The organism is Vibrio limimangrovi (genome assembly GCF_054064025.1).
Map to the genome: position 1 here is coordinate 125,612 of NZ_JBSUGF010000013.1, position 12,628 is coordinate 138,239.

Consider the following 12,628-nt stretch of genomic DNA (forward strand, 5'->3'; position numbering starts at 1 on the left):
TCCAAAGTCTTGTTTGGTAAAACGCATCTAGTATAGATGGCTGTTACCAATTCTGTTGAATTCGTTCGTTTTCGTTGAGGCAATAATATCGGGGAGTAAGCCACATCCTTGAGATATTGGTCACAAAAACAACCCTTATGGGAACTAAGTTTGATGATTATAACGAAATATGTTGAAAGCCAAAAGGCAATCGATTTGCTTAGAGACGATTTATTGATGTCGCACGCAAAATCAAAGTATAAGGCGGCATGACTTCTTTGTATTCGCGGTGATCTAAGTCCAGTTCGAGCGTGTAAAATGTTTAAATTGTACAACTAAATTTCTTGTACAATCTTGGCAAGATTGCTATAAGTTATACAACAAAACCTTTTGTATAGGGATGGCGTAATCATGGAATCTTCAATCAAAGTAGGTATCAGTTCTTGTGTGTTAGGTGAACGTGTCCGTTTCGACTCTGGTCATAAGGTGAGTAACTTCGTAACGAAAGAGCTCAGTAATTACTTCGACTTTGTGTCTGTTTGCCCTGAGGTCGGCGTTGGTATGCCAGTACCTAGACCTACGATTCGGTTGATCTCTAATGAAGAACGCCTGGCACTGGTGGAAACAAAAAATCCTGAAAATGACCACACTGACAATATGTTGGCATACTCCGCGAACAAAGTTGATGAGCTAGAGAAGCAGAATTTATGTGGCTACATCGTCTGTGCCAAATCGCCAACCTGCGGTATGGAGCGTGTTAAAGTGTACAGCAATCATAATGCTTCAAAAGAAGGGGTAGGCTTGTACACTCAAACACTAATGCAGAAGATGCCATGGTTACCGATCGAGGAAGATGGACGTCTGAATGACTCTGTGCTTAAAGAGAACTTCATTACTCGCGTGTACTGTCTCAATGATTTTTATGAGTCAATGTCAGGAGAGCCAACCCGAGGCAAAATCATTGATTTCCACTCCCGCTATAAATTAACGCTAATGGCGCATCATCCTGAATCGTATCGTTCGCTGGGGCGTTTGGTGGCTGATGTTGCACGCTACGACATTGAATACTTTTTTACAGCATATCGCTTAGGGTTAATGAAAGCCCTCACAAACCGAGCGAGCCGCAAAAATAACACCAATGTTCTGATGCATCTTCAGGGGTATTTCAAACGCTCCCTGAATAAAGGAGAAAAGGAAGAGCTGGCGACCGTCATTCATGATTATCGAACCGGTTTGTTGCCGTTGCTTGCTCCGCTAACCCTGATTAAGCATTATCTAAATACTTATCCGGACGAGTATTTACAAAAGCAAAAATACTTAGAGCCACACCCGCAGGAGATGAGATTACGTTATGGCTTGTAGTTCAGAAGAAAAACTATACGCAATTAGAGATGTCGCAGAGTTGACGGGCGTAAAACCCGTCACGCTGAGAGCATGGCAGAGAAGATATAACCTTATTCAACCGCAACGGACAGAAAAAGGTCATCGCTTATATCGCCAGCAGGATATTGACACGATCCGAGAAATACAAAGCTGGTTGGTGAAAGGTATCGCTATCGGCAAAGTAAAAGGCTTGCTAGGAAAAGCAGATGATGTAGAAATCAGTTCGGAACCGCACGTATTAGAAGAAGTTGAGACCTTGTTGTCCGCTTTGTCTCAACTTAATAGCGCTAAGATAGAGAGCGTTCTGACGTCCGTGATGAAGGAGTATCCTTTTAACTTAGTCGTTGAGCAATTTATTAATCCGGTGTTTGATGCATTGGAGTTAGTCAAAGGCTCGCTTCGATCCTTGCAGAAGGGACTTTTCCAAACCTGCCTCATCAAGCGACTCGCACTCGTGATTGATTCTGAAAATAAGGCAGCTTCGAAAGGGAAGTGTTTGCTCGTCAGTTTTGAACAGCTTCGGGAATCGGAAAGCTGGATTCAAGCGGCGAAGCTTTGTGAACTGGGATATCACGTCACCTTAATTGACAAAGTAAACGACATTTCTGGCTTAATCGAACACGAGGTAATTGAGCGTTATCATCAAGTATTTCTGTTCTCCAACAAAGCACTACCAGTCAAACAAGTAGAAGCGTTAAAAGCGTTACAGACTCAATTCCCGAATCAAATTCAGTGCTCAGAGGTGATCGAAAAACTCCACCTAGGCCACACGCAGAGTAGTTAAGGAGTCAGTATGGTTCTGGTCTGGTTTCGACGTGATCTAAGAACGTTAGACCACACAGCACTAAAGGCGGCGCTGGATTCCGGGCAGCCTGTTGTCGCGTGTTTTATTGCAACGCCGCAGCAGTGGAGAGAGCATCACATGGCTCCAATGCAAGCGGATCTCGTCGCCCGTCGGTTAGAGCACCTTAACAGAGAACTTCACGAACTCAATATTCCGTTTCTATATGCTGAAGTCGAACAATTCAATGACTGCATCGATGTGATTAGTGGCTGGGCAGAATTGTTAAACGTGACCAGCGTGATGGCGAATATTCATTATGAAGTCAATGAGCAGGAGCTGGATCGCAAGGTATCAGACTCGTTAAGTCAAGCCAGCATTGGCTTTGAGCTCTTTCATGATAAGTGTGTTCACGCACCAACGACCGTTCTTAATAAGCAAGGTGACTATTTTAAGGTATTTACCCCTTTTAAAAGAGCCTGGTTGCAAATGTTCCAAGTACCTATAGTCTCGAAACCTCAGGTTCAGGAAGAGCTTTCGAACAAAGTGTTGCGAGTTCTGGAGGGAAAGTGCTTCGATGACTGTTTCACATTCAGTTATCCGCGAGAGTCCAGTGATCATTGGTTTGCGTCGACGAATGACATTCTGAAACAGCTGAGAATGTTCGTTCGTGAATGCAGTGATGATTATCGGGATCAGCGTGATTTCCCGGCTATTGATGGCACCAGTCAACTCTCTCCTTATTTAGCGATAGGCGCTTTGTCACCCAGGCAGTGTCTTGCTCGGTTGTATGCTGAGAGTGCACATCCGGACTTGTCTGAAGGAAAAGCGACATGGCTAAGCGAAATCATTTGGCGAGAGTTCTATCAACATTTGCTGGTTTTTGAACCAAAATTAGTTAAAGGAAAAGGCTTTATTGAATGGGAAGACAAGATTCAGTGGTCATACGACGAGCCAGCTTTCGAGCGCTGGAAAACCGGGACTACGGGATATCCTATCGTTGATGCCGCCATGCGCCAGCTAAATCAAACAGGCTGGATGCATAATCGCTTACGTATGATAGTCGCGAGCTTTTTGACTAAAGATCTGCACATTGATTGGCGGTGGGGAGAAGTCTACTTTATGAGCAAACTTGTCGATGGTGATTTTGCGGCTAATAATGGAGGTTGGCAATGGTCTGCATCGACCGGTTGTGATGGTCAGCCTTACTTCCGAATTTTCAATCCCGTCAGCCAAGGCGAAAAGTTTGATGCGGATGGTACCTTTGTTCGTTATTGGGTGCCGGAAATTAAGCGTGTGCCAAACAAGTTCGTCCACAAACCATGGATGTGGGAGGGGTTTTCTTTACTGGATTATCACACTCCGGTGGTTGATCACAAAGTGGAAAGAGAGATAACCTTACAGCTCTTCAAAAGCGCCAAGGAATAAAGTGAAATGCTTAGCAAAAAGCGATCAATGAGTATCGCAAAACGAACCCTGTTATCAGTATCGTTGTCATTAGTAAGTGGATTGTCATTTGCTAAGATGTACGATTTGCCAACAGACAACAGTCGTCTTATTGGTCGTATTGAGAACCACGTGGTGCAAGATGGCGAAACGATGGCTAACATTGCTAAGCACTATGATGTCGGTATGCTCGCTTTAATGGCGGCGAATAAAGGTGTGGATCCTTTCCTTCCTCAAGCCGGACATGTTCTTACTGTTCCAACCCAGCTTATTCTGCCGGATGTCCCGCGCCAAGGTATTGTCATTAATCTGGCAGAGCTACGTCTGTACTACTTCCCATCACAAGGGGGGATAGTCCACGTATTTCCCGTTGGTATTGGTCGTATCGGACGAGATACGCCAGTGATGACCACAAGCGTTAGCCAAAAACGCCCTAACCCTACCTGGACGCCTCCTGCTTCAATTCGGGCTGAATACCGAGCGAAGGGGATTGATCTGCCGGCGGTTGTTCCTGCCGGGCCTGATAACCCTCTGGGTATGTTTGCGCTTCGCTTAGCCTATGGAAACGGAGAATATCTGATTCACGGTACCAATAAAGATTTCGGTATTGGTATGCGTGTAAGCGCTGGCTGTATCCGCATGGATCCAAGTGATATCGAATGGTTGTTTGAGCAAGTTCGCCGCGGGGAAAAAGTGCAGGTTATTAACCAACCGGTTAAAGTGGCACTAGAGCCTGATCGAAGTGTCTTTATTGAAGCTCATGAGCCGTTAACTCGCAGTAATGGTAAGAAAGATGACCTGGAATTGCCGAAAGAGTTAGGCTGGTGGCTGAGTGAATTTGGATTGAAAGATGTAAAGGCAAAAGCAGTGATTGCCGCACAGAATGGTGTACCAGTAGAAATAACCGCGCCGTGAGGCGCGGCATAACACTATGAATTACTTAGTGTAAGATTGAGCGATGTTGTCAATACGCTCATTAGCACGTGCAGCTTCTTCTTGAGCAGCCATTGCTGCGTCATTTGACTTTTGAACGTCAGATTGAAGAGATTGCACGTCTTGGCTTAGTTGGCTAACTTGATTACTTAGATCATCTAGTTTAGCTGAAGTTGCGTCATCAGAAGATGCACAACCTGCTAGTAGAAGTACTGAAGCTGCTGCAGCTGCGATCAACGTTTTGTTCATATAAGAACTCCTTGCTTATAGTGAAATTCTCGCTCGTTTATTGTTTTTGAAGCGAGGTTAAATGTGTACACATTGTATCAGTACATGATGTAGCAAAAGTCAAAAAAACCCAAGAATTTCATGGGTTACCCGACGTTAACTTTTACCTGAGCCTAACAAAAGACAACACTTCCGCTTTCATTTACTCCACAACAGTCTTCATAGCAGGTATTTTTTGCCACGTTCCTGATATCAATAATTTAGACGATATTGACGCAAATGGAAGCTCCTGTTCGCAAATATCCATAATACGCTTTGATAATTCAGGACAATTTGGGCAAATGGCACGGCAGCGATGTCTTGACTCCCTTAAGTTTAGGGCATAGATAGTAGGTGTGTTTTTAAAGTTGCTACTGTCTCAAAAGTAACTTTATTTTTTATACCAGAATTAGTTTGTGTGATCTCTATCTATACTCCTATGATTTGCGCTATTATATCGGGCTTTTATTTTTTGCCATGTTTAGTGCGAAAACGCCATCATGAGCACTAATACTGACTGATTTATTGGAGAATACTTTGCAATTTAAAGATCTAGGCCTAGACAACCGATTGTTGAAGAACCTAAAACACTACGATTTTAAAAAAGCGACTGAAATTCAGCAGCAGGCGATTCCTGTTGCGATTGCAGGCAAGGATCTATTGGCGTCTTCGAAAACGGGCTCAGGCAAGACTTTAGCGTTTGTATTGCCAATGCTTCATAAGTCGCTTAAGACAAAATCGTTTTCGGCGAAAGATCCCCGAGCGGTGATTTTGGCTCCAACACGAGAGTTGGCTAAGCAGGTCTATGGTGAACTTCGTTCAATGCTTGCTGGTCTGTCTTACGATGCAGCTCTGATACTTGGCGGTGAAAATTTTAACGATCAAGTGAAAGCACTGCGACGTTATCCAAAATTCATTGTGGCAACACCAGGGCGTTTAGCTGACCACTTAGAACATCGTTCTCTTTTTCTTGATGGTTTAGAAACGCTCATTCTGGATGAAGCTGACCGTATGCTAGACCTTGGTTTTGCTCCTGAGCTACGTCGTATTCACAAGGCCGCTAAACACCGTCGTCGCCAGACGTTGATGTTCTCTGCAACTTTGGATCATGCTGAAGTAAACGGTATTGCAGCAGAAATGCTTAACGCGCCAAAACGCATTGCTATTGGCGTATCTAACGAAGAACACAAAGACATCACACAAAAATTCTATCTGTGCGATCACCTTGATCATAAAGAAGCGATTCTTGAACGTGTGCTTTCAGAAGCCGACTACCGTCAGGTGATTATCTTTACGGCGACTCGTGATGATACCGAGCGCCTGACAAACAAACTGAACGAGAAGAAACTTAAAGCGGTAGCGCTGAGCGGTAACTTAAACCAGACTCAACGTAACACTATTATGAGTCAGTTTGAGCGAGCGGTGTTTAAGATCCTGGTAACCACGGATGTTGCTTCTCGTGGTCTGGACATCGCAACAGTGACTCACGTAATCAACTTTGACATGCCTAAGCACACAGAAGAGTACGTTCACCGGGTGGGTCGAACTGGCCGTGCTGGTAATAAGGGCGATGCGGTGTCACTGGTTGGTCCAAAAGACTGGGATAGTTTTAAACGTGTTGAAGCTTACCTACAACAAGATCTGACTTTCTCTGAATTTGACGATCTTAAAGGTAAGTTCAAAGGCTTGAAGCCTCGCAAACCCGCTTTCCGCAACAAGAACGTCGTAGCCAAGAAAGCACGCCCTCAAGCAAAAAAAGTTGCGAAGTCACCAGTTAAACGCGACAAGAGCTTCTACAAAAACGTGTCAGTGGGTGACGATGTTTTCATTCCTAAGAAGAAGCCAGCAGAACCAAGTTCAGAAGATTAATCTCTGGAATCTATTCAGGAGAGCTCCGCAAAATCGCGGAGCTTTTTTATTTCTAAAACTAAAAAACAGCAAGAATAGTCACTGATTCGGGCAGTGCATAGAATGCCAGTGAATTAAAAAGATAAATGTAAGCGCCAGATTATTCGTTCAATTTTCATACGGGATTGGAAATGTGTCATAGAGGCTTCAATTAAGTGAAACACAACTGTCACATTTGGGTTCTAAAGTGGGCACCGTTCAAGTGAAACACAACGGCAATAAAGCCACTTTAAGGAAATTGTGATGAAAAAGACAGTAATCGGTGCAATCGCACTTCTAGGCGCAATGGCAGTGACTTCTGTTTCTGCTAAAGAAACTATCTCTGCTGTGGGTTCTAGCAGCGTAACTCCACTGATGGAAGTTTTCTCTGAAACATACATGAAAAAGAACCCTGAAGTATTTATCGAGGTTCAAGGCCCTGGTTCATCAGCTGGTGTTAAAGCGGCTAAAAACGGTTCTGCAGATCTAGGCATGTCTTCTCGCGACCTAAAAGATTCTGAAAAAGAGCCAACTCTTATCGAAGAAGTTGTTGCGCGTGACGGTATCGCAGTAGTTGTTAACCCACAAAACAATCTAAAAGGCTTAACAGCTGAGCAAGTAACTGCAATTTACAAAGGCGAAGTATCTAACTGGAAAGAAGTTGGTGGTGAAGACAAGCCAATCGTAGCAATCACTCGTGACACAGCATCTGGTACTCGTGGCGCATTCGAAGATATCATGTCTCTTAAAATGAAAGTTTCTGATAAGGAAGTTTCTGCTATCTCTCAACGTGCTCAAGTTGCTAACGGTAACGGTGCGCTAAAAACTATGGTTGCTTCTAACCCATACGCAATCGGCTACATCTCTCTGGGTACTGTTGATAACACAGTTCACGCTCTAGCAATCGACAGTGTTGATGCAACAGTTGCTAACGTTAAGAACGGTTCTTACAAAGTAGCTCGTCCATTCCTTGTTCTTTACAAAGAAGGCCAGCCTTCTGCAGAAACGCAAAAATTCCTAGATTGGATGCTTACTGAAGATGCTCAAAAACTAGTTGACCAAAACGGTTACATCTCAGTTCACTAATCCTACGGGACTCTTAAATTTGCTCAGCCCGCCATTTAGGGCTGAGCCTTTTCATCCATAGCGTTCGTCGGCTAAAGACCAGAACCGTGAGATTTCTAAATGACCATCGCAACAAATAGTGAAAAGCTTATGAATACTGACGCTAAAGCTATCAGCAAGCCACGTCTGCGCGAGAAGCGTCGTGTAGACTGGAAAGAGCGTATCTTCCACGGCTTGTTCCTTACCAGTGCTGTTATCGGTATCGTATCGTTAGCGGTAATCGCATACTTCATCATTCGAGAGAGTATTCCTGCATTTCAGGAAGCAGGGGTTTCGGGCATTGTATTTGGCCAAAACTGGCTTCCACCTGCGCTTTATGGTGTCGCAACCATGATTGTTGCTTCTGTGGTGTCTACCGCAGGTGCCGTTATGGTGGGGGTTCCTATCGGCGTATTAACCGCAATCTTCATCGCTGAAATCGCACCTAAGCGCTTGGCTGACGTCATCCGCCCTGCAGTTGAACTCCTGGCTGGTATCCCTTCTGTGGTATATGGCTTCTTCGGTCTGGTCATCATCGTACCTTTGATTCAAAACATCTTTAACGTTCCTGCGGGTAACACGATTCTGGCGGGTATCATCGTTCTTGGTGTCATGATTTTACCGACGGTAATTACGGTCTCTGAAACGTCTATTCGTGCTGTGCCTCGTGCATACAAAGAAGGCTCACTAGCACTCGGCGCTTCAAAAATCTACACCATTTTCAAATTGCTCGTTCCTGCAGCTCGTTCAGGCATTATGACCGGTGTGATTCTTGGTATCGGGCGCGCTTTGGGTGAGACGATGGCAATCATCATGGTTATGGGTAACGCCCCAGCGATGCCGGAAGGTATTCTAGATTCAGCTCGTACGCTGACGGCTAACATTGCGATTGAAATGTCTTACGCAAGTGGTGTTCACGCCAACGCGCTGTACGCAACGGGTGTGGTACTGCTGGTCTTTATCATGTCGTTGAACGCTGTACTTCTTTACCTAAACCGAGAAAAAGCGAAGTAATCGCGAGTTAAAGGTGACTATTATGGATCGCGCAAAACTAAAACAAGCTCGCCAGTTCAAAGATAACGTCTTCAGCGCTTTGGTTTGGATTTCGGCAGCACTAACGGTAGGTTTTCTATTCTGGATTATCTGGTACATCCTATCGAACGGTCTACAGCACGTAGACTGGAAATTTATTTCTGATGACTACACACGCACTGGTGACGAGCACGGTATCTTCCCAATGATTGTGTCAACCATTTACATGGTTATCGCTTCAATTGCAGTGGCAGCACCGATGGGTATCATGACGGCAATCTACCTGACTGAATACGCAAAAGTGGGCAGCCGTTTGGTGAAAGTGATTCGATTCTGTACTGAATCTCTGGCAGGTATCCCGTCGATCATCTTCGGTCTGTTTGGTATGACTTTCTTCGTGGCTATTCTTGGTTTGGGCTTCTCGATTCTATCGGGTGCACTGACACTAAGTATTCTGATTCTGCCAGTTATCATCCGTACAACGGAAGAGGCTCTGATGGCAGTGCCACAAACCTATCGCGAAGGTTCTTATGGCCTTGGCGCTTCTAAAATTTACACAATCTGGCGTTTGATTCTTCCGAGTGCAATGCCAGGTATCTTAACCTCGGTCATTCTAAGTATTGGTCGTGTCATTGGTGAGTCTGCTCCGGTATTCCTGACAGCAGGTATGGTTGCTCGTATTCCTGATTCTTTATTGGATTCAGGTCGTACGTTAACCGTTCACCTTTACAAACTGACTACCGAACTGTTTACCGTTGAGGAATGGAATCAGGCTTACGGTACGGCAACAGTGCTGATCGTCGTTGTTCTTTTGATCAACATGGTGACTAAACTGATTGCAAGACGTTTTAACACTGCAACTTACTAACAAAACAAATTAAGAACGCACGTTAAAAGACACGAATTCAAGATTTAAGAGATTAAGAACATGAACAAGTTTGATATTGAAAACCTAGACCTATTTTACGGTGAAAACCAAGCACTGAAATCGATCAACCTGCCTATTCCTGTTCGTCAGGTAACGGCACTAATAGGCCCTTCAGGCTGTGGTAAGTCAACCCTGCTACGTTGTCTGAACCGCATGAACGATCTTATCGAGGGCGTTAAGATCACTGGTAAGCTGGCAATGGATGGCGAAAACATCTACGGCAACATTGATGTCGCGGATCTGCGTATCAAAGTAGGTATGGTATTTCAGAAGCCGAACCCATTCCCAATGAGCATCTATGAGAACGTGGCTTACGGCCTGCGTGCTCAAGGTGTTAAAGACAAAAAGTACATCGATGAAGTGGTTGAGCGTTCACTGCGTGGCGCAGCCCTTTGGGACGAAGTAAAAGATCGTCTGAAATCGCACGCTTTTGGTCTTTCTGGTGGTCAGCAACAGCGTTTGTGTATCGCACGCACGATCGCGATGGAACCGGATGTGATCTTAATGGATGAACCAACTTCGGCACTTGATCCAATTGCAACGCATAAAATTGAAGAGTTGATGGAAGAGCTGAAGAAGGATTACACCATTGTTATCGTAACTCACTCAATGCAGCAGGCTCGTCGTATCTCAGACCGCACTGCGTTCTTCCTGATGGGAGAGCTGGTTGAGCATAACGATACGCAAGTTATCTTCAACAACCCACAAGATGACCGAACTCAAGGCTATGTAAACGGTGACTTCGGTTAATCGAAGGCACGGTTTAATCGAAGACATTTACTGACATAACAACATAACTATAAGCGATGGTAACTTTGCCCCTCTTTATGAGGGGCTTTTTTTGTTTATAGCCTTTCAAGCTGGGGGCTGGAGTGCGTTCTTTTAACTTTTGCCAGTTTTCCTATATTGGCTAGTAGCGAATTTGAATGCCAAGGCTGTTGATTGGCACTGAATCGAGCGCGATTCATCGCTTCAAGTTCGTATTTGACCGCTGCGACTACTTGCGGATTCAATTGTTCAGCGTAAGTAGTTAAAAATTCGTTAATGACTCGGTCGATTTTTGCAGCGTCGCCTTCTCTGACGACTTTCTTAAGCTCTTCAACGCTAAGTGAATGGGATATTTGCACCTCTTTTGCTGTTGTGACCGCGGGACGCTTTTTCCAAACCATGACAGTGATGATTAACGTCACGACCCAAAGTCCGGCAAAGACAAAAGTGAGGATTCTCCAAATCTCATTGACGCCGCTTTGTGGAACAGCGATTGCGTCTGATCTTGGCGTTTGAGGTATTGAGGCTTCTGGCAACGTAATCAAGCCAATATCACTTTGTTCAACATCCAACTTAAGAGAATCGAGCGTTGCTGTTTTTGCTTCGTCGAAGTTGCTGTTCCACCAGTTGAGTAAATAGCCTGGCAGCGTATATGACCCCGCTTCTGTTGGTATGATAACTTGCTTGAGTGTCATTGCGACCATACCATCTGTTGTTGTTTCAAATTTTGGCTGCTCTGGATATACACGCAATGAACCCGGATATTCCATTGCTATCCTTGGTAAGTACTCTGCTTGGGTGCCTCGTGCTTTGATTTGAATTGTACGAGTAACTGATGAGCCTTGTTTCACTTTATTCAAAGCATTTGGCGACAACGTATTACCTTTATCATCTTGCCAGCTTTGTGTTAGCTCTAGTGCGGATGCCGGCAACCATTTGCCTTGGAACTCACTCGGAATTGCTTTCACCGTAATAGGCATCTGCTCAACGTTGGTTTTGAGAGGAATGATTTGGGTGGAACCAGATAAACTATCACCATAAATGTACGAGCCTGTGAGTTGAGGTCCGTTTAGCGTGTAAGACCCTGCGTTATCGGCGGTTAAACGAAAAGACTGCTCTACCACGGTGACTTCAAGGCCATCCATGACACGCTGACCTTGCTGCATTTCACCAACAGGCTCAAGCTTCATGCCATCAATGCTAGGTGGAATGATCTTAGGGTTGTCTAAACGTCGGGTATCCGCCTTGATAATCAGTTGCATACGTAAATTCGCGGATTGTTGTGGGTATAAAGTATGATTGTCTACACGCATCGTGAAACTGAATAGATCTTCGATATCAGGTTCCTGTTGACTCGCGGTAACGTGCAGTTTTATCGGTTCAGTTTTCATGCCATCTACCGAGAAGCTTGGAATGGTTAAGATACCTTCCTTCATCGGTGCAATCGCGATGCTCCATTCGGTACGCAAAAATTTACGGCCGTTGATTGTATTACTAGAGCGTCCATAACGAGGTTGCCCTAAGAAGAAATCTTTTTCTAATACACTGAAATCGATCGCATCGGAGCTCAATTCTGTGTCCGCCATGACTCTTAGATTGATCACTTCGTTTTTAACGGCTTGAGTTTTGTTAACACTCGCTTCCAGACTTTGAGCCATAACTGAAACGCTAGTTAACAGGCTGGTCAAAAGAATAAAGACCAGTTTTATGCCTTTGTTCATCACTGGCTTACCACTCCTTTTGAGATTGTTGTGGACGTTGTTTTTGCTGCGCTTGCAACTGCATTTGGGCACGAATCAGAAAGCTTGGATCTCGGGCACTTTCCACCGCTTCTAAACGGCGGAAATCAGGGTCATCCTGATGCGATTTTGCTGCTTGAGCCTGTACCTTCATCGCTTGGCCGTCTTGCTCAGAAGATTCATTTTCAGTTGGCTTGACTGGCTTGGGCTTAGCTTGTTGATTTTCTTTTTTATTTTCAGAATCTTGCTGGTTTTGTGACTGTTGCCCTTGCTCTTGGTTTTCGTCACTTTGAGACTGTTGCTGCTGTTGCTGCTGTTGCTGCTGTTGCTGCTGTTGCTGCTGTTGCTGCTGTTGCTGCTGTTGCTGCTGTTGCTGCTGTT

Annotated in this window: 11 protein-coding genes and 1 pseudogene; 9 read left to right on the forward strand and 3 right to left on the reverse strand. The window is 44.7% G+C overall.

What is annotated here, in order from left to right; genetic code table 11:
• Nucleotides 1–390 precede the first annotated feature (390 nt).
• Genes ACWYU8_RS18275 through ACWYU8_RS18290 form a run of 4 tightly spaced genes read left to right on the forward strand, consistent with a single transcriptional unit; the run spans nucleotide 391 to nucleotide 4,504 of the window.
• Nucleotides 391–1,341 (forward strand): YbgA family protein, encoded by a 951-nt coding sequence (locus ACWYU8_RS18275; RefSeq protein ID WP_457521157.1) that lies wholly within the window; start codon nucleotides 391–393, stop codon nucleotides 1,339–1,341.
• The gene (locus ACWYU8_RS18280; RefSeq protein WP_457521158.1) at nucleotides 1,331–2,146 is read left to right on the forward strand and encodes a MerR family transcriptional regulator; all 816 of its coding nucleotides are present in this window, start codon (nucleotides 1,331–1,333) and stop codon (nucleotides 2,144–2,146) included. Before ACWYU8_RS18275 ends, ACWYU8_RS18280 begins: the two co-directional genes overlap by 11 nt.
• A gap of 9 nt (nucleotides 2,147–2,155) precedes the next feature.
• Nucleotides 2,156–3,571, forward strand: coding sequence for a deoxyribodipyrimidine photo-lyase (gene phrB / locus ACWYU8_RS18285; protein WP_457521159.1), 1,416 nt, complete (start codon nucleotides 2,156–2,158; stop codon nucleotides 3,569–3,571).
• A 6-nt stretch (nucleotides 3,572–3,577) separates the two neighbouring features.
• Nucleotides 3,578–4,504 (forward strand): L,D-transpeptidase family protein, encoded by a 927-nt coding sequence (locus tag ACWYU8_RS18290; RefSeq protein WP_457521160.1) that lies wholly within the window; start codon nucleotides 3,578–3,580, stop codon nucleotides 4,502–4,504.
• Between the two features lie 21 nt (nucleotides 4,505–4,525).
• Here the strand turns inward: ACWYU8_RS18290 and ACWYU8_RS18295 are convergent, their stop codons facing one another.
• Complete coding sequence (locus ACWYU8_RS18295) at nucleotides 4,526–4,771, reverse strand: Lpp/OprI family alanine-zipper lipoprotein (RefSeq protein WP_457521161.1); 246 nt, start codon at nucleotides 4,769–4,771, stop codon at nucleotides 4,526–4,528.
• Nucleotides 4,772–5,314: 543 nt separating this feature from the next.
• On the opposite strand from ACWYU8_RS18295, the gene ACWYU8_RS18300 reads away from it, so the two are divergent.
• The 5 genes from ACWYU8_RS18300 to pstB all read left to right on the forward strand — a co-directional run bounded on the left by ACWYU8_RS18300 (nucleotide 5,315) and on the right by pstB (nucleotide 10,490).
• Nucleotides 5,315–6,658 (forward strand): DEAD/DEAH box helicase, encoded by a 1,344-nt coding sequence (locus ACWYU8_RS18300; protein WP_457521162.1) that lies wholly within the window; start codon nucleotides 5,315–5,317, stop codon nucleotides 6,656–6,658.
• A 282-nt stretch (nucleotides 6,659–6,940) separates the two neighbouring features.
• On the forward strand, nucleotides 6,941–7,762 hold the full coding sequence (locus ACWYU8_RS18305; RefSeq protein WP_457521163.1) for a phosphate ABC transporter substrate-binding protein: 822 nt from the start codon (nucleotides 6,941–6,943) through the stop codon (nucleotides 7,760–7,762).
• A gap of 99 nt (nucleotides 7,763–7,861) precedes the next feature.
• Complete coding sequence (gene pstC / locus ACWYU8_RS18310) at nucleotides 7,862–8,794, forward strand: phosphate ABC transporter permease subunit PstC (protein WP_457521164.1); 933 nt, start codon at nucleotides 7,862–7,864, stop codon at nucleotides 8,792–8,794.
• A 22-nt stretch (nucleotides 8,795–8,816) separates the two neighbouring features.
• Nucleotides 8,817–9,680 (forward strand): phosphate ABC transporter permease PstA, encoded by an 864-nt coding sequence (gene pstA / locus ACWYU8_RS18315; protein ID WP_457521165.1) that lies wholly within the window; start codon nucleotides 8,817–8,819, stop codon nucleotides 9,678–9,680.
• Between the two features lie 60 nt (nucleotides 9,681–9,740).
• The gene (gene pstB, locus ACWYU8_RS18320; protein WP_457521166.1) at nucleotides 9,741–10,490 is read left to right on the forward strand and encodes a phosphate ABC transporter ATP-binding protein PstB; all 750 of its coding nucleotides are present in this window, start codon (nucleotides 9,741–9,743) and stop codon (nucleotides 10,488–10,490) included.
• A 95-nt stretch (nucleotides 10,491–10,585) separates the two neighbouring features.
• Here the strand turns inward: pstB and ACWYU8_RS18325 are convergent, their stop codons facing one another.
• Entirely contained in the window at nucleotides 10,586–12,229 is a 1,644-nt protein-coding gene (locus ACWYU8_RS18325) for a BatD family protein (RefSeq protein WP_457521167.1), read from the reverse strand.
• 7 nt (nucleotides 12,230–12,236) lie between these two features.
• Nucleotides 12,237–12,628: pseudogene (locus ACWYU8_RS18330) on the reverse strand (hypothetical protein); the annotation flags it as partial.

Excerpts from the sequence above, each read along its gene's own strand:
- ACWYU8_RS18290 (WP_457521160.1), top strand. The coding sequence starts at position 3,578 with ATGCTTAGCAAAAAGCGATCAATGAGTATCGCAAAACGAACCCTGTTA.
- ACWYU8_RS18280 (WP_457521158.1), top strand. The coding sequence starts at position 1,331 with ATGGCTTGTAGTTCAGAAGAAAAACTATACGCAATTAGAGATGTCGCA.
- ACWYU8_RS18305 (WP_457521163.1), top strand. The coding sequence starts at position 6,941 with ATGAAAAAGACAGTAATCGGTGCAATCGCACTTCTAGGCGCAATGGCA.
- ACWYU8_RS18295 (WP_457521161.1), bottom strand. The coding sequence starts at position 4,771 with ATGAACAAAACGTTGATCGCAGCTGCAGCAGCTTCAGTACTTCTACTA.
- pstC (WP_457521164.1), top strand. The coding sequence starts at position 7,862 with ATGACCATCGCAACAAATAGTGAAAAGCTTATGAATACTGACGCTAAA.
- pstB (WP_457521166.1), top strand. The coding sequence starts at position 9,741 with ATGAACAAGTTTGATATTGAAAACCTAGACCTATTTTACGGTGAAAAC.
- phrB (WP_457521159.1), top strand. The coding sequence starts at position 2,156 with ATGGTTCTGGTCTGGTTTCGACGTGATCTAAGAACGTTAGACCACACA.
- pstA (WP_457521165.1), top strand. The coding sequence starts at position 8,817 with ATGGATCGCGCAAAACTAAAACAAGCTCGCCAGTTCAAAGATAACGTC.
- ACWYU8_RS18325 (WP_457521167.1), bottom strand. The coding sequence starts at position 12,229 with ATGAACAAAGGCATAAAACTGGTCTTTATTCTTTTGACCAGCCTGTTA.
- ACWYU8_RS18275 (WP_457521157.1), top strand. The coding sequence starts at position 391 with ATGGAATCTTCAATCAAAGTAGGTATCAGTTCTTGTGTGTTAGGTGAA.